The organism is Nocardioides ferulae, assembly GCF_003660455.1.
GTDB lineage: Bacteria > Actinomycetota > Actinomycetes > Propionibacteriales > Nocardioidaceae > Nocardioides > Nocardioides ferulae.
Map to the genome: position 1 here is coordinate 61,170 of NZ_QZVR01000009.1, position 23,639 is coordinate 84,808.

29 protein-coding genes and 1 pseudogene are annotated in these 23,639 nt (G+C 73.3%); 13 read left to right on the top strand and 17 right to left on the bottom strand.

Annotated elements, in window-relative coordinates; all coding sequences use genetic code 11:
- Positions 1–3: 3 nt before the first annotated feature.
- The 3 genes from D6B71_RS12940 to mca all read right to left on the bottom strand — a co-directional run bounded on the left by D6B71_RS12940 (position 4) and on the right by mca (position 2,050).
- A complete protein-coding gene (locus tag D6B71_RS12940; RefSeq protein WP_121255680.1) occupies positions 4–759 on the bottom strand; it encodes a DUF305 domain-containing protein in 756 nt (251 codons plus the stop codon).
- A gap of 88 nt (positions 760–847) precedes the next feature.
- Positions 848–1,147, bottom strand: coding sequence for a hypothetical protein (locus D6B71_RS12945; protein ID WP_121255682.1), 300 nt, complete (start codon positions 1,145–1,147; stop codon positions 848–850).
- Positions 1,148–1,159: 12 nt separating this feature from the next.
- The gene (gene mca / locus D6B71_RS12950) at positions 1,160–2,050 is read right to left on the bottom strand and encodes a mycothiol conjugate amidase Mca (RefSeq protein ID WP_206051735.1); all 891 of its coding nucleotides are present in this window, start codon (positions 2,048–2,050) and stop codon (positions 1,160–1,162) included.
- Between the two features lie 29 nt (positions 2,051–2,079).
- Here mca and D6B71_RS12955 point away from each other — a divergent pair, with 29 nt between their 5' ends.
- Together D6B71_RS12955 and greA are read left to right on the top strand one after the other, a co-directional pair.
- Positions 2,080–2,499 (top strand): DUF4307 domain-containing protein, encoded by a 420-nt coding sequence (locus D6B71_RS12955; protein WP_121255684.1) that lies wholly within the window; start codon positions 2,080–2,082, stop codon positions 2,497–2,499.
- Between the two features lie 255 nt (positions 2,500–2,754).
- Positions 2,755–3,258: a transcription elongation factor GreA gene (gene greA, locus D6B71_RS12960; RefSeq protein ID WP_121255686.1), complete on the top strand. Its 504-nt coding sequence runs from the start codon at positions 2,755–2,757 to the stop codon at positions 3,256–3,258.
- A gap of 22 nt (positions 3,259–3,280) precedes the next feature.
- Here greA and ilvA read toward each other — a convergent pair whose 3' ends face one another.
- Genes ilvA through D6B71_RS12990 form a run of 6 tightly spaced genes read right to left on the bottom strand, consistent with a single transcriptional unit; the run spans position 3,281 to position 9,081 of the window.
- The gene (ilvA, locus tag D6B71_RS12965; RefSeq protein ID WP_121255882.1) at positions 3,281–4,495 is read right to left on the bottom strand and encodes a threonine ammonia-lyase; all 1,215 of its coding nucleotides are present in this window, start codon (positions 4,493–4,495) and stop codon (positions 3,281–3,283) included.
- Positions 4,488–5,903: an AI-2E family transporter gene (locus D6B71_RS12970; RefSeq protein WP_240641396.1), complete on the bottom strand. Its 1,416-nt coding sequence runs from the start codon at positions 5,901–5,903 to the stop codon at positions 4,488–4,490. The genes ilvA and D6B71_RS12970 overlap by 8 nt, the downstream gene beginning before the upstream one ends.
- Positions 5,904–5,912: 9 nt before the next feature.
- The gene (locus tag D6B71_RS12975) at positions 5,913–7,331 is read right to left on the bottom strand and encodes a glutamate mutase L (protein ID WP_121255886.1); all 1,419 of its coding nucleotides are present in this window, start codon (positions 7,329–7,331) and stop codon (positions 5,913–5,915) included.
- The gene (locus D6B71_RS12980) at positions 7,324–8,487 is read right to left on the bottom strand and encodes a cystathionine gamma-synthase (protein WP_121255688.1); all 1,164 of its coding nucleotides are present in this window, start codon (positions 8,485–8,487) and stop codon (positions 7,324–7,326) included. The genes D6B71_RS12975 and D6B71_RS12980 overlap by 8 nt, the downstream gene beginning before the upstream one ends.
- A 13-nt stretch (positions 8,488–8,500) precedes the next feature.
- Positions 8,501–8,872, bottom strand: coding sequence for a type II toxin-antitoxin system death-on-curing family toxin (locus D6B71_RS12985; protein WP_121255690.1), 372 nt, complete (start codon positions 8,870–8,872; stop codon positions 8,501–8,503).
- A 2-nt stretch (positions 8,873–8,874) separates the two neighbouring features.
- Positions 8,875–9,081, bottom strand: coding sequence for a CopG family transcriptional regulator (locus D6B71_RS12990; protein WP_121255692.1), 207 nt, complete (start codon positions 9,079–9,081; stop codon positions 8,875–8,877).
- Between the two features lie 134 nt (positions 9,082–9,215).
- On the opposite strand from D6B71_RS12990, the gene msrA reads away from it, so the two are divergent.
- The 10 genes and pseudogenes from msrA (at position 9,216) to D6B71_RS13035 (ending at position 15,715) form a co-directional block, all read left to right on the top strand.
- The gene (gene msrA / locus D6B71_RS12995; RefSeq protein WP_338036798.1) at positions 9,216–9,863 is read left to right on the top strand and encodes a peptide-methionine (S)-S-oxide reductase MsrA; all 648 of its coding nucleotides are present in this window, start codon (positions 9,216–9,218) and stop codon (positions 9,861–9,863) included.
- A gap of 95 nt (positions 9,864–9,958) precedes the next feature.
- Positions 9,959–10,312, top strand: coding sequence for a YciI family protein (locus tag D6B71_RS13000; protein WP_121255694.1), 354 nt, complete (start codon positions 9,959–9,961; stop codon positions 10,310–10,312).
- Positions 10,313–10,360: 48 nt separating this feature from the next.
- Positions 10,361–10,717, top strand: coding sequence for a cupin domain-containing protein (locus tag D6B71_RS13005; RefSeq protein WP_121255696.1), 357 nt, complete (start codon positions 10,361–10,363; stop codon positions 10,715–10,717).
- A 65-nt stretch (positions 10,718–10,782) separates the two neighbouring features.
- Entirely contained in the window at positions 10,783–11,796 is a 1,014-nt protein-coding gene (locus D6B71_RS13010; RefSeq protein WP_121255698.1) for a zinc-dependent alcohol dehydrogenase, read from the top strand.
- Positions 11,793–12,362 carry a hypothetical protein gene (locus D6B71_RS13015; protein ID WP_121255700.1) on the top strand — a complete coding sequence of 190 codons (570 nt, stop codon included), beginning with the start codon at positions 11,793–11,795 and terminating at the stop codon, positions 12,360–12,362. Before D6B71_RS13010 ends, D6B71_RS13015 begins: the two co-directional genes overlap by 4 nt.
- A 73-nt stretch (positions 12,363–12,435) precedes the next feature.
- Positions 12,436–13,203, top strand: coding sequence for a hypothetical protein (locus D6B71_RS13020; RefSeq protein WP_121255701.1), 768 nt, complete (start codon positions 12,436–12,438; stop codon positions 13,201–13,203).
- 307 nt (positions 13,204–13,510) lie between these two features.
- A pseudogene (locus D6B71_RS23935) lies at positions 13,511–13,642 on the top strand (ArsR/SmtB family transcription factor); the annotation flags it as partial.
- Positions 13,643–13,661: 19 nt separating this feature from the next.
- Positions 13,662–13,838 carry a hypothetical protein gene (locus D6B71_RS23505; RefSeq protein WP_240641410.1) on the top strand — a complete coding sequence of 59 codons (177 nt, stop codon included), beginning with the start codon at positions 13,662–13,664 and terminating at the stop codon, positions 13,836–13,838.
- On the top strand, positions 13,835–14,308 hold the full coding sequence (locus D6B71_RS13030) for an SRPBCC family protein (RefSeq protein WP_121255703.1): 474 nt from the start codon (positions 13,835–13,837) through the stop codon (positions 14,306–14,308). Before D6B71_RS23505 ends, D6B71_RS13030 begins: the two co-directional genes overlap by 4 nt.
- 54 nt (positions 14,309–14,362) lie before the next feature.
- Complete coding sequence (locus D6B71_RS13035) at positions 14,363–15,715, top strand: ABC1 kinase family protein (protein ID WP_121255890.1); 1,353 nt, start codon at positions 14,363–14,365, stop codon at positions 15,713–15,715.
- 4 nt (positions 15,716–15,719) lie between these two features.
- Here the strand turns inward: D6B71_RS13035 and D6B71_RS13040 are convergent, their stop codons facing one another.
- The 6 genes from D6B71_RS13040 to D6B71_RS13065 are packed head-to-tail and all read right to left on the bottom strand — an operon-like array spanning position 15,720 to position 19,386.
- Positions 15,720–16,238 carry a GNAT family N-acetyltransferase gene (locus D6B71_RS13040; protein ID WP_240641397.1) on the bottom strand — a complete coding sequence of 173 codons (519 nt, stop codon included), beginning with the start codon at positions 16,236–16,238 and terminating at the stop codon, positions 15,720–15,722.
- Positions 16,235–16,750, bottom strand: a complete 516-nt coding sequence (locus tag D6B71_RS13045) for a DinB family protein (protein WP_240641398.1) — start codon at positions 16,748–16,750, stop codon at positions 16,235–16,237. The genes D6B71_RS13040 and D6B71_RS13045 overlap by 4 nt, the downstream gene beginning before the upstream one ends.
- Positions 16,747–17,511, bottom strand: coding sequence for a VOC family protein (locus D6B71_RS13050; RefSeq protein ID WP_121255705.1), 765 nt, complete (start codon positions 17,509–17,511; stop codon positions 16,747–16,749). Before D6B71_RS13050 ends, D6B71_RS13045 begins: the two co-directional genes overlap by 4 nt.
- Complete coding sequence (locus D6B71_RS13055; RefSeq protein WP_121255707.1) at positions 17,508–17,948, bottom strand: pyridoxamine 5'-phosphate oxidase; 441 nt, start codon at positions 17,946–17,948, stop codon at positions 17,508–17,510. The genes D6B71_RS13050 and D6B71_RS13055 overlap by 4 nt, the downstream gene beginning before the upstream one ends.
- 20 nt (positions 17,949–17,968) lie before the next feature.
- A complete protein-coding gene (locus D6B71_RS13060; RefSeq protein ID WP_240641399.1) occupies positions 17,969–18,610 on the bottom strand; it encodes a YigZ family protein in 642 nt (213 codons plus the stop codon).
- The gene (locus D6B71_RS13065; protein WP_121255711.1) at positions 18,607–19,386 is read right to left on the bottom strand and encodes a sulfite exporter TauE/SafE family protein; all 780 of its coding nucleotides are present in this window, start codon (positions 19,384–19,386) and stop codon (positions 18,607–18,609) included. The genes D6B71_RS13060 and D6B71_RS13065 overlap by 4 nt, the downstream gene beginning before the upstream one ends.
- 147 nt (positions 19,387–19,533) lie before the next feature.
- Here D6B71_RS13065 and D6B71_RS13070 point away from each other — a divergent pair, with 147 nt between their 5' ends.
- Entirely contained in the window at positions 19,534–20,160 is a 627-nt protein-coding gene (locus tag D6B71_RS13070; RefSeq protein WP_121255712.1) for a sensor domain-containing protein, read from the top strand.
- A 4-nt stretch (positions 20,161–20,164) separates the two neighbouring features.
- Here D6B71_RS13070 and D6B71_RS13075 read toward each other — a convergent pair whose 3' ends face one another.
- Entirely contained in the window at positions 20,165–22,198 is a 2,034-nt protein-coding gene (locus tag D6B71_RS13075) for a vWA domain-containing protein (protein ID WP_121255717.1), read from the bottom strand.
- Positions 22,199–22,207: 9 nt separating this feature from the next.
- The gene (locus D6B71_RS13080) at positions 22,208–23,620 is read right to left on the bottom strand and encodes a MoxR family ATPase (RefSeq protein WP_121255718.1); all 1,413 of its coding nucleotides are present in this window, start codon (positions 23,618–23,620) and stop codon (positions 22,208–22,210) included.
- Positions 23,621–23,639 lie beyond the last annotated feature (19 nt).

A 23,639-nucleotide genomic window follows, 5' to 3' on the forward strand; every position in this document is an offset into this window, starting at 1 on the left:
GCGTCAGGCGCGCCAGCCCATGCCGCCCATGCCGCCCATGCCGCCCATGCCGCCCATGCCGCCCATGCCGCCCATGCCGCTCGGGTGCCCCTGACCCCGCGGCCCGCCGGGGCAGTCGCCGGGCCGTCCGAACCACTCGGCGTACCACCTGCGCATCTGGTGGATCTCGGTGCGCTGCTCGTCACGGACGTCGCCCGCGAAGTCGGCGAGAGCCTCGTGCTCGGCCAGGTCGCGGACCAGCACCTGCTGCGACATCATCACCGCCATCATGTGGTGGCCGACCATGTCGCGCAGGAAGGCCCGGTCGAGCGCGTCCCCCTCGAGCCTGGAGAGGTCGCGCATCATCGGCTCGTAGTCCTGGTCGGCGGTCTCGCCGGGGTACCACTCGGCGAGCCAGCCGGTCATCTGGTCGACCTGGGTGCTCTGTGCGGCCACGATCGCGGCGCCGAGCCGGCGCATCTGCGGCCGCTCGGAGCGGGCCAGCTCGCCGGCGGCGGCGATCGCCTCCTCGTGGTGGGGAACCATCGCGGCGAGGTAGTCCAGCTCACTGGACACCCACCCGTGCGACATCCCGTGCATCCCACCGGGCATCCCCGCGAACCCGCCCGGCGCCGCGTCCATCATCGGGTGACCCGGAGTGTGCCTGCCGATCATCGCCCAGCCACCGTCGTCCGCCGTCGCGACCGCGACTCCTCCGCCCACGACGAACAGGGCGGCCGCCGCCACCCCCGCCCCGACCATGCGTGCCGACCGCTTCATGTCCAGCCCCTTCCGATGCCGTGCCCCTCCTTGACACGGTCAGCCGAGCCGGGAGCGTTGACCAGAGGCGGAGGTCCTGACCCGCCCGTCAGCGATCGGGGTCGGTGGGCTGCTCGGCGCTGGGGATCGTGGTGCGCCGGGCCGGCTTGTCGGAGGGGTCGAAGAGACCGGCCTCGTCGGCGGCCTTGGCCCTCTTCAGCTGCTTGGTCAGGCTCCACCCGAGGAAGGCGACCGCGGCGACGCCCAGCAGGAAGATCGCGAACGCGGTCCAGCCCGCCTTGACGTCCTCGTCGTCGGGAGCCTGGTCGGCGAAGGAGAGCAGCAGCGGAGCGACACCGGTCGCCAGGTTGCTGAGCAGGTCGGCGGTGGCGAGGACGAGCAGCGGCATGGGGGGAGCCTCTCAGGCGGGGTCGACGATGCCGGCGAACAGGTCGTCCTCCGGCGTGGGCGAGGAGACGTGGCTCACCACCAGCTCGTAGTCCTCGGTGGGCCACACCGACTGGTGCACCTCGAGCGGGATCTCGAACCACGGACCGTCGGGGTCGATCTGGGTGGCGTGCGCGAGCAGCGCCTTGTCGCGCACCGGGAAGAACTCGGCACACGGGACGCGGGTGGTGATGCGGGCGTCCCAGTCGGGCTCGGGCTTCCACTTCTCGAGCCGCTCGGCATAGGGCGAGTGCAGACCCCGGCGGACCATCTCGTCGTGCAGCGCCTGGGTGCGCGGCCGGTTGAACGAGTGGTGGTAGTAGAGCTTCAGCGGCTGCCAGGGATCGCCGAGCTCGGGGTAGCGCTGGGGGTCGCCGGCCGCCTCGAACGCGGCCACCGTGACCTCGTGGCACTTCACGTGGTCGGGGTGCGGGTAGCCGCCCCGCTCGTCGTAGGTCGTCACCACGTGCGGCCGGAACTCGCGCATCAGCCGCACCAGCGGCGCCGCGGCCTCCTCGGTCGGCACCAGCGCGAAGCAGCCCTCGGGCAGCGGCGGACGCGGGTCGCCCTCGGGCCAGCCGGAGTCGACGAAGCCCAGCCAGTCCTGGCGGACCCCGAGGATCTCGCGGGCGGCGTCCATCTCGGCCCGGCGGATCTCGGCGATGTTCGCCAGCACCTCGGGACGGTCCATCTTCGGGTTCAGCACCGAGCCGCGCTCGCCACCGGTGCAGGTGACCACGTGCACGTCGACGCCTTCGGCGACGTAGCGCGCCGTGGACGCGGCTCCCTTGCTCGACTCGTCGTCGGGATGCGCGTGCACGTGCATCAGCCGGAGTCCGGCACGGGGGGTGGGGTGGTGCGGCATGGGCCAATCGTAGGTGTGACCATGGACCGGTGAGCTCCCCAGCCCGCCCGGACCCCTCGCTCGCCGCGCGCTACGGCACCCCTCCTCCCGGCCGGCGCCGGCTGCTGGTGGCGGGCAGCACCGCGCTGGCGCTCGTCTTCTTGGCCATGATCGGCTGGTTCGTGGTCGTCTACTCCGACCCGGCGGTGCAGTCGGACGTCGAGGCGTGGGAGATCGTCGACGAGCACCAGGTGCGCGCCACAGTGGTGGTGACGATGGCCGACGACGCCGAAGACGTCTCCTGCCTGCTGCGGGCCACCGCCGAGGACAAGAACACCGTCGGCGAGTTGGCCTGGGACACCGGCCCGGGCGACCCGGCCCGGCAGGTGAAGACCATCCGGACCGAGCGCCGGGCCACCTCGGTGGACCTGATCGGCTGCACCGCGAAGGGCCAGAACCGGCCCCGGTGAGGAACCCCTCGCGTGCGGGTTGACCTGCGGGTTCGGCTTCCCGGCTGCCGGATGTGCCTGGTGTTGCTAGGCTGGTCGTTCTGATCGTCCCCGTCGGGCTGACCAGGTGTACTGGCTCGCGCCGCCTCCAGAGCGGCCGATGCGCCCACGGCCGAGCGCACAGCCGCACACCGGTTCGCTCGCAGAGGGCCGACACACACTCGGAACCACCGGGTGGGCAGTGCCTTACCCGTAACTGATGCACAGGAGCCGAAGATGACGCAGCAGACCGAGCCCGCCACCGTCTGGCTGACCCAGGACGCCTACGACAAGCTCAAGGCGGAGCTGGAGGACCTCAAGGGGCCGGTGCGTCAAGAGGTCATCGCCCGGATCAGCGCCGCCCGCGACGAGGGCGACCTGAAGGAGAACGGCGGCTACCACGCCGCACGTGAGGAGCAGGGCAAGATCGAGGGGCGCATCCGTCAGCTCGAGGACATGCTCCGCCGCGCCGAGATCGGCGAGACCCCGCCCGACGACGGCGTCGTCGAGCCGGGCATGGTCGTGACCTACAAGTTCGTCGGCGACGACGACGACGAGGCCGAGACCTTCCTGCTGGGCGCCCGCGAGATCGAGCCCGAGGGGCTCACCGTCTACTCCCCCGCCTCGCCGCTCGGCTCGGCGATCAACGGCAAGCGCAAGGGCGACACGGTCTCCTACGAGGCCCCCAACGGCAAGACCCTCGAGGTGGTCATCCTCGACGCCACCCCGTTCACCGGCTGACCCGGCCGGGCGCCGGCCCGGCTCAGCGCGTGGTGACGGTGTAGCCGTGCCCGCGCAGCCGGGTCAGCAGCGCCTCGGCGTGCGCCCCACCGCGCGTCTCCAGCTGGAGCAGCACCTCGACCTCGTCGAGCTGCAGCGCCGGCGAGATCCGCTCGTGCATCACCTCGAGCACGTTGGCCCCCTCCTCCCCCACCTCGGAGAGCAGCCGGGCCAAGCCGCCGGGCACGTCGGGGATGTGCACCGACAGGTTGAGGTAGCGACCCGCGGCGGCCAGGCCGTGCCGGATCACCTTGCCGAGGAGCAGCGGGTCGATGTTGCCGCCCGAGAGCACGGCGAGCGTCGGCCCGGGGAAGTCCTCGGGCCGGTCGAGGATCGCCGCCACCGCGGCCGCGCCGGCCGGCTCGACCAGCTGCTTGGCGCGCTCGAGCAGCGCCAGCAGGGCGCGGGAGAGCGACTCCTCCGAGACCGTGCGGACCTCGTCGACGTGGTCGCGGATCGCGGCGAACGTGATCGCGCCCGGGCGGCCGACGGCGATGCCGTCGGCCATCGTGTGCATCTCGGTGAGCGCGACGGGGTGGCCGGCGGCCAGCGAACCGGGGTACGCCGCGGCGCCCTCGGCCTGCACGCCGATCACGCGGATGTCGGGCCGCAGCGCCTTGACGGCGATCGCGACGCCCGCCAGCAGCCCGCCGCCACCGGTCGGGACCAGCACCGTGGTCGCCTCGGGTGCCTGCTCCAGCAGCTCGAGCCCGAGGGTGCCCTGACCGGCCACGATGTCGACGTGGTCGAACGGGTGGATGAAGACCGCCCCGGTGCGCTCGGCGTGATCGACGGCGGCGGCCAGGCAGTCCTCGAGGTAGCCCTTGCGGAACACCACGTCGGCGCCGTAGCCGCGGGTCGCCTTCTCCTTGGGGATCGGCGCACCCTCGGGCATGAACACCGTGGCCGGGATGCCGAGCTCCTGCGCGGCGAGCGCGACGCCCTGAGCGTGGTTGCCGGCGGAGGCGGCCACGACGCCGCGACTGCGCTCCTCCGCGGTGAGCCGCGCGATCCGGACGTAGGCGCCGCGGGCCTTGAACGAGCCGGTGCGCTGGAGGTGCTCGTGCTTCAGCAGCACCGGTGAGCCGGTCGCCGCCGACAGCCAGCGGGAGGGCTCGACCGGCGTGCCCACGGTGACGCCCTCGAGCATCCGCCGGGCCTCACGGATGTCGTCGAGACCAACGGTCGGCTCAGGCATCGTCACCCACCCCCTCGTCGCGGACCGGGGTCCGCTGTTCCGGTGGCAGCTCGTCTGCCAGCTCGCGTTCCGGGTCGTCGCCGGGCTCGGTCTCGGCCGCCAGGTGCTGGACCACCGCGTTGGCCGCGGCGACCAGCGGGACCGCGATCAGCGCCCCGGTGACGCCGGCGACCAGCACCCCGCAGCCGATGGCCACGATCACGCCGAGGGGGTGCACCGAGACGAAGCGGCCCATCAGGAACGGCTGGAGCACGTGGCCTTCGACCTGCTGCACCACGATCACGCCGACCAGCATCAGGAGAGCGGTCCAGGGACCCTGGTCCACCAGCGCGACCAGCACCGCCACCGCGCCCGCGACCGTGGCACCGACCAGCGGCACGAACGCGCCGAGGAAGACCAGCAGCCCGATCGCGAGCACCAGCGGCAGGCCGAGCACGGCGGCCCAGACGGCGATGCCGATCGCGTCGACCAGGGCCACCAGCACGGTGGCACGCACGAACTGGGTGAGCGAGACCCACGCGACGCGGCCCGAGCTGTCGATCCGCTCCCGCGCGGCGCGCGGCGCCAGCCGCACGAAGAACGCCCAGATGCGCCGTCCGTCGGCGAGGAAGAAGTAGGTCGCGAACAACACCACGAAGAAGCCGGTGAGCACGTGGCTGAGCGCGGTGCCCAGGTCGGTGACCCGGTTGACGGCGTCACCGCCCTGCCCCCAGTTGCCGATCGCCTCCTGGGTGCGCTCGATGTAGGTCTGGATCTGGGTGTCGCTGGCGTTGAGGGGGCCCTCCTTGAGCCAGGTGCGGATCTCGCCCAGGCCCTTGACCACCTGGTCGGCCAGCTGCGAGGACTGGTCGGCGATCTGCTGGCCGACCACGGTGCCGAGCCCGCCGACCATCGCCAGCCCGGTCAGCACCACCAGGCCGGCGGCCAGCCCCTGGGGCACCCCGATGCGCCGCAGCCCGCGCACCCCCGGGGTGGCCAGCGCCGCGATGAGCAGGGCGATCGCGAGCGGCACCGTGATCACCGCGAACCGGGCGAGCAGCCACAAGATCACGTAGCCGGCGGCGCAGATCACCAGGAACCGCCAGGCCCAGGCCGCGGCCAGGTCGTAGCCCCACGGCACCTGGGCGCGGCTGAAGTTGGAGCGTCCGCCGACGATCTGCGGCGGCTGCTGCTCGGCGCGCCGCTCCGCGCGGATCAGCGCCCACTGATGGGCGATCTGCTGGGTGACCCGCTCGGCCAGCCCGTCGTCGTCCTCGGCGTTCGGCTGCTGGGCGTGCCGATCGTCGTCGCGACGCGACCGCAGCCCCATCCGGGGCACCCGCCGCCGCCGCTCGTCCTCGCTCTCGGGCGGCGGGACCGGCAGCCCGGCCGCCTCGTCGTCGGCCTGTCCGCCCTCCCGCTCCGTCACCTGGTCAGGCTACTGGCCCGGGGGTACGCCGCCGTCGACCACGCGCCGCACGAGCCGGTAGGCCGCCACCGGATGGTCGGCGCTCAGCAGCCCGGCCGCGGCGAGCACGTAGTCGCGGTCGACGCTCACCCGTGCCTGGCGAGGCAGCTGCCAGCCGCCCTCGGGGTCGGGGCCCACCGAGCCACCGAAAACCCGGTCGGCGACTCCGGCCCGGCCGTTGCGCAGCACACCGCCGGAGCCCACGACGAGCCGCACCTCGCGCAGGTCCTTCCCGGTGCGCTCCACCACGCGCCCGTCGGGGCCGACGACGACCTTCGCGCGGCCGGCGTGGCGGCGCAATGCGAGCGTCGCGGCGGCGCGGGCGATGGCCTCGTCGGCGGCCCACTCGTCGTCGGTGAGCGGCAGCAGCCCGGGCCGCTCCGCCCGGGCGCGGGCCGCCTCGACCAGGTCGGCGTCGTCGAGGCCGGCCTCGGCCACCGTGCTGAGCGCCGACCAGCGCATGCCGAGGTCGCCCTCGACGGTGCGGGTGACCGGGGTGCTCGCGACCACCTCGCGGGCCAGCCCGTCGGCGTCGAGCAGCGCCGCCTCGTGGTCCGGCTCGACCACCGAGTGCACGTCGGTGGTGGCGCCGCCGATGTCGACGACCACCACGTCGCCGACACCGGGGTGGCGCTCGTCGACGCCACGGGCGAGGAGCTCGACCCCGGTGAGCACCAGGTCGGGGGTCGCGCCGCGCACCATCGCCGTGAAGTCGCGGCGCGCGCTGAGGTGCTTGCCGCCGATCACGTGCGCCAGGAACATCTCGCGGACGGCGGCCCGGGCGGAGGCCGGCGCCAGCTCGCCGATGCGCGGCACCACGTTGTCGGCCAGCACGTGCGGCAGAGCGGCGAGCCGCCGGGCCACCTCCTCGCGGGCGTCGACGTTGCCCGCCACGACCACCGGACCGTGCCAGCCGCAGCCGGCGAGCGCCTCGGCCGCGGCCAGCAGCACCTCGCTGTTGCCGCCGTCGGTGCCGCCGGTGAGCAGCACGACGTCGGCGCGCGCCTCGTGCAGCCTCTCGCCCAACCCGCGCGGGTCCAGGCCGGACGCCGCGGCGAGCACGGCGACCACCCGGCCGCCGCTGGACAGCGCCACCCGACGGCCGGCCTCGGCGGTCACCAGCAGCTCGTTGCCGAGCACCGCGATGCGCAGACCGCCTCCGGCACTCGAGCAGGCCAGCACCTCGGCGTGCTCCGCGCGCGCGTCGAGCCGCAGCAGCGCGGCCCGGCACGCGTCGTACCCGTCGAGCACGTCGGTGTCGATCGTGGTCGGGTGCTCGGCGGTGCCGAGCAGGTCGCCGGTGGCCAGGTCGACCAGCAACGCCTTGGTGAAGGTGGACCCGAAGTCGACGCAGAGGGCGACGGCTGGTCCCCCCTCGACGTCACCCAAGTGCACGGTCGAGGTCGGCGAGCAGGTCGTCGACGGTCTCGATGCCGACGCTGAGCCGGACCAGGTCCGCGGGCACCTCGAGGTCGGTGCCGGCGACGCTGGCGTGGGTCATCCGGCCCGGGTGCTCGATGAGCGACTCGATGCCGCCCAGCGACTCCGCGAGCGTGAACACCTCGGCCCGGTCGCAGACCGCGAGGGCGTGCTCCTCGCCGCCGGCGACCCGGAACGAGACCATGCCGCCGAAGCGCGACATCTGCCGTGCGGCGACCGCGTGGCCGGGGTGCTCGGGCAGGCCGGGGTAGATCACCTGCGCCACCTTGGCGTGGCCGGCGAGGAACTCGACGACCCGCTCGGCGTTGTCGCAGTGCCGGTCCATCCGGATGCCCAGCGTCTTCAGCCCGCGCTGCACGAGGAAGGAGTCGAACGGTCCGGCGACCGCGCCGATGGAGTTCTGGTGGAAGGCCACCCGCTCGGCCAGGTCGAGGTCGCGCACCACCAGCGCACCGCCGACGACGTCGGAGTGGCCGCCGCAGTACTTCGTGGTCGAGTGCACGACGACGTCGGCGCCCAGCGTGAGCGGCTGCTGGAGGTATGGCGAGGCGAAGGTGTTGTCGACGACCAGCAGCGCGCCGGCGTCGTGGGCGACGGCGGCCAGCGCCTCGATGTCGCCGATGTTCAGCAGCGGGTTGGTGGGGGTCTCCACCCAGACCAGCTTGGTCTGCCCGGGCCGGATCGCGGCGCGGACCGCGTCGACGTCGGAGACCGGCGCGGGGCTGTGCTCGACCCCCCAGACCTTCTCGACCTTGTCGAAGAGCCGGAACGTGCCGCCGTAGGCGTCGTCGGGGATGACGACGTGGTCGCCGGGCCGGCAGGTGGTGCGCACCAGGGTGTCCTCGGCGGCCAGGCCGGAGGCGAACGCGAACCCCCGCTCCCCCTCCTCGAGCGCCGCGATCGCGCCCTCGAGAGCGGTGCGGGTGGGGTTGCCGGAGCGGCTGTACTCGTAGCCGCCGCGCAGCCCGCCGACGCCGTCCTGCTTGTAGGTCGAGGTCGCGAAGATCGGCGGGATCACCGCGCCGGTGGTGGGGTCGGGCTCGTAGCCGGCGTGGATCGCACGCGTCATGAAGCCGGACTTGGACCTGTGCTGCTGCTCGCTCATCCGAGGAGGCTACTCAGCGCGGCCGCAGGTGTGCAGCCAGGGCCGCGGCGATCTCCTCGACGTCGAGGGTTCCCTCGGCCACGGCCATCACGAGATCGAAGGCGTCGTCGTCTCCCATGTCCACCTCGTGGCCGTTGATGCCGAGGAAGGTCACCGTGGCGAACCAGGCGAGCCGCTTGTTCCCGTCCACCAGCGCGTGGTTGCGACAGATCGAGTGCAGCAGCGCGGCAGCCTTCAGTTCCATCGAGGGATAGGCGTCGGCGCCGAACACGCTCGAGCGAGGTCGGGCCGCCGATGAGTCGAGCAGCCCGGGGTCGCGGACCGGACCCGCGCCCAGCTTGCGCGTGAGCAGCAGCAGGGCCTCGAGGTCGAGGTAGTCGACCAACGTCAGGCCTTGCCGAGTCGGTCGAGGACGTCGCCCCACTTCTCCAGCATCTCGTCGGCGATGGTGTCCAGCCGTTCGCGCAGGTCCAGACGCGAGTGCATGTCGAGGATCGCCCGGCGGGCCGCTTCCTGCTTGGAGATGCCCTGCGAGGAGGCCAGGTCCTCGAGCGCACGGTCCAGTTCCTCATCGGTGCGCAGCGTCATCGCCATGTCGGAAACGATACCGCGGTGATACCACTTCGGCGAGGCCTCTTCGCCCGGGAACGTCGGGCACGATCTCGTTGTTGCACCCGGTGCGCACACTGGTGCGCAGCCGCGACCGGCGACGACGAGGAGTGAAGCTCGTGTTCTTCTCCAGCACCAAGACCCAGATGGTGGCCCCCGACCAGGCCCTGCCCGGCCGGCCGCAGCAGCCGTTCGCGCTGGCGGAGAAGCACCAGGTGCTCGGCACCCCGCTGGTCACCGACGAGACGAACATCCCCGAGGGCTACGAGGTGGCGCTGTTCGGCCTCGGCTGCTTCTGGGGCGCCGAGGAGATCTACTGGCAGGTGCCCGGCGTCTGGTCGACTTCGGTCGGCTACGCCGGCGGCTACACCCCGCACCCGACCTACGAGGAGGTGTGCACCGGCCGCACCGGCCACACCGAGGCGGTGCGCGTGGTCTTCGACCCGGCGCAGGTCTCCTACGCCGACCTGGTCAAGCAGTTCTTCGAGGTGCACGACCCGACCCAGGGCATGCAGCAGGGCAACGACGTCGGCACGCAGTACCGCTCGGCGATCTACTACACCTCGCCCGAGCAGGAGCAGGTCGCGCGCGAGCTGACCGCGGTCTACGGGGCGGAGCTGGAGCGGCGCGGCATCGGCGCGATCACCACCGAGATCGCCCCGGCGCCCACCTACTACTACGCCGAGGACCCGCACCAGCAGTACCTGCACAAGGTGCCCCACGGCTACCGCTGCCACGCCAACACCGGCGTGCCGTTCCCGGCGTAGGCGGACCGCTCGCGGGCGGCTGTCGATTCCTGCCAGGCTCGGTCGTCATGAGGGTGGAGGCGACCGTCGGGGTCGCCAGGCCGAGAGGAGCGCGCATGACCGAGTACCTCATCTACTTCAATCAGCAGTGGGTGGGCGAGCACTCCCCGGAGTGGTTCGCCGGCCGGGCGCCGCTGGCCATGGCGGTCGTGAACGACATGGAGGCAGCAGGCGTCTACGTCTTCGCCGGCGGCCTGGAGGAGGACCAGTCCGACGTGGTCAGCGCCGACGCGACCAGCGGCACCCTGGTGTTCACCGACGGGCCGTACGCCGAGACCACCGAGCAGCTCGGCGGCTTCGCGGTCGTCGACGTGCCCGACCTGGAGACCGCGCGGATGTGGGCGGGCCGGATGGCCGAGGCGTGTGGCTGGCCGCAGGAGGTCCGGCGCTTCGGGCCGCGGCCGGGCTAGGCGCCGGAGGCTCTTCACACACAGCGTCGGCGGCGCCACCCTGGCTGGATGGACCTCGACCCCGTGGTCACCAATCCGCGGCACTACCGGGTCGTGCTCGAGAACGAGCGGGTGCGCGTGCTCGAGTACACCGACCAGCCCGGCGACCAGACGACTCCGCATCGGCACCCCGACAGCGTCATGTACGCCCTGTCCTCCTTCCGCCGTCGCCTCGTGTCGGGCGAGACCCAGCGCGAGGTGACGCTCGAGGAGGGGGCGACCACCTGGCTCCCGGCCCAGGAGCACCACGGCGAGAACATCGGCGAGACCCCCACGCACGTGCTCTTCGTCGAGCTCAAGGGGACGGCCGAGGGCGCGGACCCTGCGGACGGCCGGTCCGGCGCCGTCGGCCCGCAGATGCCCTGAGCCGAGACAGCAGCACGCGACGGCGCATCGTGGGTGCAGGCGCCGGGCTGCGCGATGATGTGAGGGTGCACCGCGCCGCGAAGCTCCACGCCGTCGGGGACCTGCGACTGGCGGAGGTCGCCGACCCCGGCCCGCCGCCGCCCGGCTGGTCGACGGTGGCGGTCACCTCGGTCGGCCTGTGCGGCTCCGACCTGCACTGGTACGCCGAGGGCGGCACCGGGGAGGTGACGATCGGCGACCCGGTGGTGCCGGGGCACGAGTTCGCCGGCGTGGCGCTGGACGGGCCCCACGCCGGGCGCCGGGTCGCGGTGGACCCGGCGATCCCGTGCGGCGCGTGCGAGCAGTGCCGGTCCGGCCACGGCAACCTCTGCCCCGAGGTCCGGTTCGCAGGCCACGCCGGCCTGGACGGCGGCCTGCAGGAGCGGCTGGTCTGGCCCGACGAGCTGCTGTTCCCGCTGCCCGACGAGCTCACCGACGATGCCGGGGCCCTGCTCGAGCCGCTCGGCGTGGCGGTCCACGCGGTCAAGGTCGCGCACGTGCGCGACGGCGACGACGTCCTGGTCGTGGGCGCCGGACCTATCGGCGTGCTGGCCTGCGCGGTGGCCCGGCGCGCCGGCGCGGCGAGGGTCTTCGTGTCCGAGCCGCTGGCGCACCGACGTGCGACCGCTCAGCGCTTCGGCGCCGACGCCGCGTGGTCGCCCGAGGAGGCCGAACGCGAGCTGCTCGCCGCGACGTCGGGCAGGGGCGTCGACGTGGTGGTCGAGATGGCTGGTGTCGACGCGGCCCTGACGACGGCGGTCGCCTGCGCCCGGCCGGGCGCCCGGATCGCGGTGGGCGGCATCCCGTCGACGCCGCTCTCGGCCTTCCCCGCTGCTCCGGCTCGGCGCAAGGGCCTGACGTTCGCGATGGTGCGCCGGATGCACGGCACCTATCCCCGGGCGATCGAGCTCGCCACCACCGGCGTCGACCTCGACGACCTGGTCAGCGACCGGTTCCCACTCGAGCGGGCGGACGAGGCGTTCCGGCATGCCGTCGGCCGCTCCGGGGACAAGACCGTCATCCGGGTGGCGGGGGCGTGAGCGCCCCGGCCCGCGTCCGCGGGCCGTGGTGGCTGCTCGCCGGCGGCCTCGTCCTGCTGGTGACGTCGGCCGTGGCGATGCTGCTGCTGGCCGCGAGCCAGCTCGACGGCTACGACTGGGCCGAGGAGGCCATGGTGGAGGACGACGGTCGGCCGCACGTCGTGCGCGTCGACCGGGACCGGAACGTGCTGCTGTGGTCCTACGCGGCCGATGCCGAACCGTCGTGCACGGTGCGGGACGCCGCCACTGCCGAGGTGCTGCCATCGAGCCGGCCCGACGACGCCCTCGTCCGGGAGGGCGGCAGCGCGGCCGACTGGGAGGCCACGGCTGTGTTCACGCCGCGGTCCGACCAGGTCGAGGTGGTCTGCGACCCCACGGGTGCGCAGCCGTTCAGCCTGGTCGCCGTCGAGTCGGCGCCACGACTGCCCCCACTGCTCTCGCGGCTCGGCCCGTGGAGCGTCGTTCCGCTGTCGGTGGCCGCAGCCGGGGTGGCCTCGGTGCTCGCGGCCGGCGTGGTCGCCCTGCGCACGCGCCGCCGGGCGGGACACCGAGCAGTCGAGACCTGAGCGGGAGGGCGTGGCGGACGAGCCGATCACGGAACGTTCGGCCCTCGGAGCGCTGGAACCCTAGGGTGGGATCATGCTCGGGGGACCTGCCGACCGGCCGGGGCGCACGGACCGCTCACCGCACACGGGGGGCGGTGTCTCGACTCCGCGGCGTTCGCGGGTCGACCGCGCGTCGACGTACCTCGGATGGGCGCTGCTGCTCTGCTGGACGGTGATCTCGGCGTGGGCCTGGTTCCTGGCGCCGCAGCAGGCGACCCTCGCCGAGCTCGAGGCCGACGTCGCCCTCGGCCGGACCGACGAAGTCGCGATGACGCCCGGCCTGTCCCCCCGGTCACGGGGGTTCTCGGTCGTCGAGGTGCGGTGGCGCAGCGGCCTCTACACCTACTCGACCGAGGTCGTGGAGTCGCGGCCGGAGCGCGGTGACGAGCGACCCGACGGCGTTGACGGCATCGGCACCGAGCGACCGGTGGTCGAGGACCTCGCCACACAGCTGCGCGCACTTCAGCCGAGCTTGGCGGTGGACTCGATGGACCGGCCGTCCGGGGTCAGCGTCGGAATGCTGGGCCGCGAGCTCAGTGGCGCCGTGGCCTGGGCGACGGCGGCCGCCTTCGTGCTGACCCTGGCGCTGATCACCGGCCTGAACGAGCCGTGGCGGGCCACCCGCTGGGCCTGGTTCTGGCTGCTCGCCAGCCCGGTGATGCCGCTCGCTGCCATCGCGTTCCTGGTGCTCGGCGGTGTGCTGCCGCTGGTGGGGCCTCCCCCTCCTGGCGCGCGACGGCTCACCGGCGGCTTCGCCTTCATCCTCGCCTGGGTCGTCGGCGGGCTGGTGCACGGCGGCTAGGCCTGATCCCGGGCGGGAGCTCAGTACGCCGAGCCAATGCCGTGACCTGGCGGCGGCTCGGGGGTGCTGCGACGCCTTACCGGCGGCTGTGCGTGCGTGCTCTGCTGGTTCGTCTGCCGAGCGATCGCGCGAACCCGCTCGCAATTGGACGGACGTATCGACCCTTCGCACCGCGCAATCGTCCTCGTCGGCGCCCTTATGTCCGTCGCGGTACGACGACGGTCGGCGCCCGCTCCCACGTCGCGACCCGACATGCAGGCCACCAGAGGTTGCGCCAGCACTCCATAAGTTCTGACTTCTATTCATCATGACTTATGAAGACACTGACGCATGGACCGTGCTGGCCGACAAGACCCGCCGCGCCATCGTCATGCAGCTGGCCGAGGGTGAGCGCACCGTCGGCGAGCTGACCGAGGCGCTGCCGGTGAGCCAGCCGGCGGTCTCCCAGCACCCTCAAGGTGCTCAAGCAGGTCGGCATGGTGACCGACCGCGCCGAGGGCACCCGGCGTCGGTACCGGCTCAGCGAGCACGGCGTCGCCGCCCTTCGCGACCAGCTCGACACGTTCTGGCGAAGGACGCTGGAGGGCTTGGAGCAGCAACTCGACCAGCAACCTGATCAGGAGGAGAGACCATGACCCAGGAAGCCGTGGTGCAACGCCACACCATCGTCAACGCCACGCCCGAGCAGGCGTTCGCGGTGTTCACCCAGCAGTTCGACGCCATCAAGCCGCGCGAGCACAACCTGCTCGGCGCCCCCCTCGTGCAGACCATCCTCGAGCCCCACGTCGGCGGCCGGATCCTCGACCGCGCCGAGGACGGCACCGAATGCGCCTGGGCGCGCATCCTCGCCTTCGACCCACCACACCGGCTGGTCTTCAGCTGGGACATCGGCCCCATCTGGCAGCTGGAGGAGAGCACCGAGAACGCCAGCGAGGTCGAGATCCGATTCCTGGCCGAGGGCGATGGACGCACCCGCGTGGAGCTCGAGCACCGGCATCTCGACCGCCACGGGGCGGGCTGGCAGTCGCTGCGCGACGGCATCGGCGACGAGCAGGGCTGGCCGCTCTACCTGGAGCGCTACGCGGCACTGCTGCCGGCGGCGTAGACTTCGCCGGCGGGCCGCCCGCACGATTTCGCGTCGTACCGGACAATGGACGGCGTGACCGAACTCCCCCGCAAGGCCGTGGCCCGCACGGCGAAGCTCGCGGCGCTGCCCCTGGGGTACGCCGGGCGCAACGCGCTGGGGCTCGGCAAGCGGCTGGGTGGGCGGCCGGCCGAGGTCGTGATGTCGGAGATCCAGCAGCGCACCGCCGACCAGCTGTTCCGCACCCTCGGCGAGCTCAAGGGCGGCGCGATGAAGTTCGGCCAGACCCTGTCGGTGCTCGAGGCGGCGCTGCCCGACGAGCTGGCGGCGCCCTATCGCGAGCACCTGACCCGGCTGCAGGACTCCGCTCCCCCGATGCCGACCCAGACCGTGCGCGACATCCTCGCCGCCGAGCTCGGCGACGACTGGCGCGACCAGCTGGTCTGGCTCGACGGCGGCCCGACCGCCTCGGCATCGATCGGGCAGGTGCACCAGGGCCGCTGGCACGACGGCCGCGAGGTCGCGGTCAAGGTGCAGTACCCCGGCGCCGGCGACGCGCTCCGCTCCGACCTGCGACAGCTCTCCCGGCTGGCCAGGACCATCGCGCCGCTGATGCCCGGCATGGAGGTCAAGCCGCTGGTCGAGGAGCTGCAAGCCCGGGCCGAGGACGAGCTCGACTACCACCTCGAGGCCGAGGCCCAGGCGGCGTTCGCCGCGGCCTTCCGCGACGACCCCGACTTCGTGGTGCCCGACGTGGTGGCGGTCGGCAGCACCGTGCTGGTCACCGAGTGGGTGGAGAGCCCCGCCTCGCTGGCGTCGGTGATCCGGCACGGCACCCAGGCCGAACGCGACCACTACGGCGAGCTGTTCGCCCGGTTCCTCTTCGCCGGACCGGCCCGGGCCGGGCTGCTGCACGCCGACCCGCACCCGGGCAACTTCCGGGTGATCCCGGACGACGAGGGCGCGCCGGGCCGGCTGGCGGTGCTCGACTACGGCGCCGCCGCGCGGCTGCCCGGGGGTATGCCCGAGGCGATGGGCCGGTTGATCCGGATCGCGATCGACGCCGCTCGCGAGGACCTCGTCGAGGGCCTGCGCGAGGAGGGCTTCATCAAGGACCGGGTCAAGGTCGACCCCGACCTGCTGCTGGAGTACCTCGCCCCGTTCGTCGAGCCGGCGGCCGTCGACCGGTTCCAGTTCTCGCGCGCCTGGATGCAGCAGCAGTTCCAGCGCATCAACGACCCCGACGACCCGGCCTACCTCATCGCGACCCGACTCAACCTGCCGCCGTCCTACCTGCTCATCCACCGCACCTGGCTCGGCGGCGTGGGGGTGCTCAGCCAGCTCGAGGCCGAGGCCCCGTTCCGGCAGATCCTCATCGACCACCTGCCCGGCTTCGCCGAGCCGGACGGCCCCGGAGACACCGCGTAGCCGATCAGCGCAGCGGCAGGTGCATCACGTGCAGGCCGACCAGGCCGTGGCTCGCGGAGTCGAACGCCTCCGGGACGGTGCCGACGATCGTGAACCCCAGCGACTGCCACAGGCGCACCGCCGCGGTGTTGGTCTCGACGACCGCGTTGAACTGGATCGAGCGGAACCCCTGCTCGCGGTGCCAGGCGACGACGTGCTCGCCCAGCGCCCGTCCGACGCCGCGCCCGCGCGCCGACGGCGCGACCATGAACGAGGCGGCGCCGACGTGGCTGCCGCGACCGGGGCGGTTCGGCCCCATCGTGGCGCTGCCCAGGACCTCGCCGGTCCCCTCGTCCTCGAGCACGACGGTGCGGGCGGGTGGCCGCTGCATCCACAGCGCCCGCCCCGTCTCCTCGGTGACGTCGAGCGGGTAGGCGTAGGTCTCGCCGGCCAGCACGACCTCGCGGAAGAACGGCCAGATGCGGGGCCAGTCGTCGTCGGTGGCGGTGCGGATCGCCTCGGGGGCCCGCGCGCCGTGGCTCACTCTCCCGTCTGCCCGTCGATCGACTCGCGGATCAGGTCGGCGTGACCTGCATGGCGGGCGTACTCCTCGATCATGTGCAGCAGGATCCAGCGCAGCGACGCCCGCTCCCCGCTTCGCCGCTGCCGCGCGGCGAGGTGGTCGAGGTCGGTGATCTCGGCGAGCACCGCGTCGGACGCGGCGGTCGCGGCGTCGAAGAGCGCGAAGAGGTCGTCGGGCGCGTCCTGGTTCGCCGTGCGGAACTCCCAGTCGGGGTCGGCGTCCCAGTCGACCGACGCCCACGGCTGAGCCGGCTCGTCGCCGCGCAGCACGTGGGCGAACCAGTTGTCCTCGACCAGCGCCGCGTGCTTGAGCAGCCCCGCCAGGGTGAGCGACGACGGCGGCAGGGGCGTGCGCAGCTGCTCGGCGGTGAGCCCGGACGCCTTGAGGCGCAGCGTCTGCCGTTGGAAGTCCAGGAAGGCGAGCAGGGTCTCGCGCTCGCCGGCGGCCATCGGGGGGTGGGTGCGGTCGGTCACGAGCAGGCCTCCGGGTCCATCGGGTCGGGGGTGCGGGCGGTGATGCAGTACGCCGGTCCGGCGGGCGCGGCGAGCACGGTCCAGTGCTCGAACCGCTCGAGCACCCGGGCGCCGAGGGCGACGTGGCGCGCGGTCTCGGCGTCGCGGTCGGTGCTGGAAAGGTCGAGGTGGGCGGTGACCGGACCCGACTCGGGCTGGTCCAGCCGCTGCAACAGCAGCCGCAGCGGGCTGGTGCCGGGGCGGACCAGGTTGGTGAACTCGTCGGAGGTGGGCCGGGCCTCCCAACCGGTCACGGCCGCCCAGAACGCCACCTCGCGCTCGTGGGCCGCGGGCGGGATGTCGAGGCAGACCTGGTCGACGACCGACTCCCAGGCGCCGTCGCCCCAGGGGGCCGGCCGGGGCCGGATCGACGCCCGGTGGGTGACCAGGCAGAACGGGAAGCCGCCGGGCGAGGTGAGCACGGCGTAGCCGTCGTCGCCCAGGGGCCGCGCGACGAGCGACGCGCCGTGGCCGACCGCGCTCTCGAGGGCCTCGTCGGCGTCGGCCACGTGCAGGTCGAGGTGGATCCGGCTCGGCCCCTGCCCCAGCCGCTGCACCCGCAGGTAGTCGTCGCCGTCGGGAGGCAGCAGCGAGGCGAACTCGCCATCCTCGCCGCGGGTGGTCGAGAGGCCGTAGCCGGTCACCCGGCGCCAGTGCTCGACGCCGGCGGCGAACTCGTCAGGCGCGAAGTCGAGGAAGGCGGAGACCCACGAGGGCGTCATGCGGGGCCATCCACGGCCTGCGTGTCGGCCGGCGTCGCGGGCCGGTGCAGCACCGCGTGGTGCGGCTCGATCCGCACGTCCGGAGCGGCGTCACCGCTCTCCCGGTCGCCGGTCCGCTCCTCGTCCCCGTCGTCCTCGTCGTCCACGTCGCTCCGGTCGTCCTCGTCGTCGCGGGTGGGGAGCGCTGCGATGCCGTCGACCAGGAGCGTATGACCGCCGGGCTGCACCGGCGGGAACAGCAGCGTCACCGCCGGGTTGCGCTCGATGTTGGTGATCGAGCCGCTGCCGGGCGCGGTCACCAGCAGCGAGCCGTCGACGAACCGAGGTGCGGCGCTGACCACCTTGACCCGTCCGGCGCTGGAGACGGTCAGCAGGTAGCCCGAGCCGTAGTCGGCGAGCGTGGTCGCCAGCTCGGCGACGTCGACGGGGATGCTCATGGCCCCACGCTAGTGCCCGGTCATGGGGTCGCGTCGACCCAGCGCTCCCCGGCGACCGCCGCAGCCGCCGTGCCGCCGGTCAGCTCCGCGACCAGGGCGTGCAGGGCCTCCTCCCGGTCGGGGGCGACGGCCACCCGGAGCGTGACGGCAGTGCCGTAGGCGGTGTCGACGACCACGACGCCGCGGTGTCGCAGCTCGGTCTCGACCCGGCCGGCGTCGGCGTGGCCGACCTCCAGCACCAGCTCGCGGCGCAGCTCCCGCCGCAGCGTGCCGGCGGCGTCGAGCCCGGCCCGCCCCGCGTCGCCGTACGCCCGGACCAGGCCCCCAGCGCCCAGCAGCGTGCCGCCGAACCAGCGGGTCACCACCGCGACCACGTCGGTGACACCACGGCCACGCAGCACGTCGAGCATCGGTGCCCCGGCGGTGCCGGCCGGCTCGCCGTCGTCGCTGGAGCGCTCCACCCGCCCGTCGGGGCCGAGCACGAACGCCGAGCAGTGGTGCCGGGCGTCCCAGTGCTGTCGGCGCAGCCGCTCGACGACCGCCCGGGCTGCGGGCTCGTCGCCGACCGGCTCGACCGTGCACAGGAACCGCGACCGCTTCACCTCGATCTCGGCCTCGGCGGGGCGCGCGACCGTGAGGTAGCTGCTCACCTCCACGCTCACCAGACCCCCACCACGTCGCCGCCGATGCGCACCACGAACGCGCCGACGACGACGATGAAGAAGACCCGCACGAACCGCGACCCCTTCGCCACCGCGGTGCGGGCACCGAGGTAGCCGCCGACCAGGTTGCAGCCGCCCATCAGCAGCCCGACCTTCCACAGCACCGCGCCGTGCGGCACGAACACGCACAGCGACGCGAGGTTGGTGGCCCAGTTGGCCAGCTTCGCCTTGGCACTGGCCTCGAGGAAGTTGTAGCCGAGCAACCCCACCAGCGTGAACACGAAGAAGCTGCCGGTGCCGGGGCCGAGCGCGCCGTCGTAGAAGCCGACCACGAGGCCGGTGAGCATCGCCAGCAGCGTGTGGCGGTGGCCGGCGAACCGCAGCATCGTGGACCGCCCGAGCCGCGGGTTGGCCAGCACGTAGGCGCCGACCACCACCAGCGCGACCAGCACGATCGGGTCGAACGCGCGCTTGGGGATCTGCGCGGCCACCAGCGCGCCGCCGATCGCCCCGAGGAACGCCGCCGCCATCAGCGGCCCGAACGTGCGCGGATCGGGGCGGATCCGCCGGTAGTACGTCGCACTGCTGACGGTGGTGCCGCAGATCGAGGCGAGCTTGTTGGTGGCCAGCACCTGCACCGGCGAGGCTCCCGGCAGCCCGATCAGGATCGCCGGCAGCTGCACCAGCCCGCCCCCACCGACGACCGCGTCGACGAAACCGGCGAACAGCGCCGCCAGTCCGAGCAGGAGGAGCACGGTGATCGTCGGGTCCTCCACCCGGCCGATGGTAGGTGGCCGGCGATGCGGGCCGGGCCGGGGAGTAGCCCACAGGCCGTGGGTGTAGGCCGCTCCCGGCTGGGTAGACCCACGGTGCCGGCCCGATCGGCAGTCCAGGTCAACCCATCGAAGAACCGGAGCAACCACATGTCCCGTCGGCGCCACCGCGCGGCCCTCGTCCTTGCCGCCGCCGCCCTCGTCGTTCCCGCCACCGCCGCCCCCGCCACCGCCGCCGCCAAGCCGCCGGCAGTCCCGAAGGTGGGCGCGGTCGCGAAGATCTACCCCCACCTCGCCGGCGGGAGCGCCGACGAGTACACCGGCCAGGTGCCGAGCATCGGAAAGGGCTGCTCGGAGGGCAAGCCGGTCAAGGGCGCGCGGTACCGCAGCGCCTCCTACCAGGCGGCCGACGCGACGTACCCGACCGGCGACACGCCCGGCGTCGGCGCCTCCGCGGCCCGCTTCCGGTCGGCGAAGTCGGCGTCGACCTGGCTGCGCAAGGCCGTGGCCAGGAACAAGCGATGCGCCGGCGACGCCTACTCCGGTGACCCGGACGCGACCGTCAAGGTCAGCACGATCAGGTTCAAGGCCGGCCAGCAGCGCGCCGGGCTCCGGGTCAAGGTCGTCGCCGACGGCACCACGACCTTCAGCGACACGCTCATGGTCCGCCAGGGCAAGCGTCTGGTCATCGCCTCGGCGTACTCGCTGGATGGCAAGGCGCCTGCCAAGGCGAAGTCGATCAAGCTGGCCAAGCGTGCGTTGAAGGTCGCGGGCTGACGCCTCAGTCGCCGACCCAGAAGCCCCGGCCGCCGAACCAGTCGCCGTACGACGGTCCGGCGCCGGGGCCGCCGCGAGGACCGCGGGAGCCGAGGTAGGACCCGACCACGGCCGCACCGAGGTCGTCGAGCTCCGGCGCCACGACCGACCCGTCGACGCGACGCGCCATCGAGTCGACGAACCGGGCCAGGCCGGGGTCCTCGCCGAGCCGGAAGAACGTGGTCTGGGCCCCGAGCCGGCGGGCGTTCTCGAGCTCGCGCACGGAGTAGGCGATGGTCAGCGGGTGCGGTGGATAGCTGAACCACACCTCGCCGTCGGGCTCGAGGTGCGAGGTCGGCTCGCCGTCGGTGACCACCAGCAGCACCGGCTGCGCGCTCGAATGCTTGCGGAAGTGGCGGTTGGCGAGCAGCAGCCCGTGGTGGAGGTTGGTGCCCTTCTCCCACATCGCGTCGAGCGCGGTGAGCTGCTCGATGTCCATCACCTCGGCGTGCCGGCCGAAGCCGATCAGCTGCAGGTGGTCGCCGCGGAACCGGGAGCGGATCAGCGTGTGCAGGGCGAGCGCGGTGCGCTTCATCGGCACCCAGCGGCCGTCCATCGCCATCGAGAACGAGGTGTCGACGAGCAGCGCGACCGCGGCCTGGGTGCGGGCCTCGGTCTCCTGCACCTCGACGTCGCCGATCTCGAGCCGTACGCCACCCCGGGTGGACCGGCCGGCGCCGGCGGTGCGCACCACCGCGTTGGTGACCGTGCGCGGGATGTCCCAGGGCTCGGTGTCGCCGAAGACCCACTCGCGGCTCGCGCCGGAGCGCTCCCCCGCGGCACCCGCCTGGCGCAGGTCGCGCTGCCCCTGCCGGCCTGACATCCGCTGGGCCACGTCGCGCAGCAGCGACTTGCCGAGCTGGCGCATCGCCTTGGGGCTGAGCCGCAGCTGCCCGTCGGATCCCCGCTTGAGCAGGTCGTTGTCGCGCAGCGCCCGCTCGAGCCGCTGCAGGGTGCGGGCGTCGACGGACGCCTGCTCGCCCAGCTGCCGGGCCAGCGCGTCGAGGTCGAGGTCGTCGAGCCGGGCACCGCCGTAGGACTGCGAGAGCTGCTCGGAGAGCCGGTCGAGCTCGGCGAGGTCCTGCAGCGCGCCGGTGCCGTCGCCGAGCCCGAGCCCCTCCTGACCGTCGAACTGCTCGGCACCCGACCAGTCCTCACCGGGCCGCAGCGCCTGCAGGTTGGCGTCGAGCTGGTCGAGCGCGGACATCAGCTCGGGCGAGCCGAACGCCTGGGCCGAGAGCTGCATCAGCTCCGCGCGCTGCTCGGGAGTCATCGAGTTCAGCATCCGCTGGGCGGCCGCGGCCCGCTGGGCCATCGCGTCGACGAGCTCGTCGACGTTGCGCGGTCCCTCGGGGAAGAAGTCGCCGTGCTTGCGCATGAACTCGTCGAAGTCGGCCTGGGTGTCCTCGCCGCGGCGGTGCTTCTCGAGCAGCTCGTTGAGGTCGCCCAGCATCTGGTTGACCGCGGCCCGGTCGGCGTCGGTGGCGCCCTCCAGCGCCTGCTTCATGCCGGCGAAGCGCTGGTCGAGCAGCTCACGACCGAGCAGGTCCTTGATCTGCTCGTAGGCCTGGCGTGCCTCGCCGCTCTGCCAGTCGTACGCCGCGAGCTCGCTGACCGCCGCCGCCGGCGAGGCCGGCAGCCCCTCGAGCTGCATCTCCCGGAAGGCCCGGTCGGCGTCGTCCATCATCGCGTCACGGGCCAGCTGCTTGCGCTCCTCGAGCAGGGCGCGGTCGAGCAGCTCGCGGACCTCGGCCAGGGTGCCGTCGAGGTTGTGCCGCCGGAGCAGGTCGCGCCGCTTCTCGGCGACGCGGCGGGCCAGGTCGTCCAGACCGGACTGGTCCTGGCCGCCGCGGCGCAGGAACTCGCGCATCGCGCGCTCGGGGCTGTAGCCGGCCATGACGTCCTCGCCGATCGCGTCGAGCGCCTCGGCGAGGTCGACCGGCGGGGCGAGCGGGTCGCCGCCGTCGTAGCGCTTGAAGCGGGTGCGGTCCTTGGTCACCGAGACGTCCTAGCCGTAGACCGTCTCGCCGCCGGCGGTGTCCTTGCCGACCTTGCGGGCGAGGTAGAGCCCCTCGAGCGCGAGCTCGATGGCGCCGGCGCGCGCGCCGTCGCTGGTGGCGCCGAGCCGGTCGCAGATCTCGTCGTAGACCTCCGACTCGCCGAGCACCGGCAGTCCGGAGAGGAACTCGCGGGCGGTGACCTGCTCGCCGGTGGTGATCATCGCGCCGTTCTCGACCGCCTCGACCAGCAGTGCCAGGTCGACGCCGCGCAGGTGGGCGCGCACGGTCTCGGCGGTGGCGGTGCGCAGCAGATGGGTGAGGATCTCGCTCTCGCGGCCCTCCTCCCCGGTCTCGAACTCGACCTTGCCGCCGAGCACCTCGACCGCGGTCTCGAGGTCGACCACCCGGGCGACCGCCTCGTCCTCACCACGCGAGGTGGCCCGGTGCAGCGCGGACGCCGCGATCGTCTCGGCGCCGGCGATCGCGAACCGGGCGGAGACCCCGCTGCGCTGGTCGACCGCGCTGGACTCGCGCAGCGCCCGGGTGAACCGCGCGAGCACCTCGATCAGGTGGTCGGGCACCTCGGCGACCAGGTGCGCCTCCTGCCGGATCACCGACACCTCGTCGTCGAGCTCGGTCGGGTAGTGGGTGCGGATCTCGGCGCCGAACCGGTCCTTGAGCGGGGTGATGATGCGGCCGCGGTTGGTGTAGTCCTCCGGGTTGGCACTGGCCACCACGAGCACGTCGAGCGGCAGCCGCAGCACGTAGCCGCGGATCTGGATGTCGCGCTCCTCCATCACGTTGAGCATCGCGACCTGGATGCGCTCGGCGAGGTCGGGCAGCTCGTTGATCGCCACGATGCCGCGGTGGCTGCGCGGGATCAGCCCGAAGTGGATGGTCTCCGGGTCGCCGAGGCTGCGGCCCTCGGCCACCTTCATCGGGTCGACGTCGCCGATCAGGTCGGCGACGGAGGTGTCCGGCGTCGCCAGCTTCTCGGCGTACCTCTCGCTGCGGTGCCGCCAGGAGACCCGCAGGTCGTCGCCGTAGGTCGCCGCGGCCTGCTGGGAGGCCACCGTGATCGGCTCGTAGGGGTGCTCGCCGAGCTCGGAGCCGGAGATCACCGGGCTCCACTCGTCGAGCAGCCCGACCAGCGTGCGCAACAGCCGGGTCTTGCCCTGGCCGCGCTCGCCGAGCAGGACGACGTCGTGCCCGGCGATCAGCGCCCGCTCGAGCTGCGGGATCACGGTGGACTCGAAGCCGTGCAGCCCGGGCCAGGGGTCCCGGCCCTCGCGCAGCATCGCGAGCAGGTTGTCGCGCAGCTCCTGGCGCAGGTGCTTCAGCTCGTGCCCGGCGGCGCGCAGCTCGCCGACGGTGCCGATGGCGGGGGGTGTGGTGGGGGATGCGCTCGCGGCCGTGGTCACGCGGGAAACGCTACTCGCG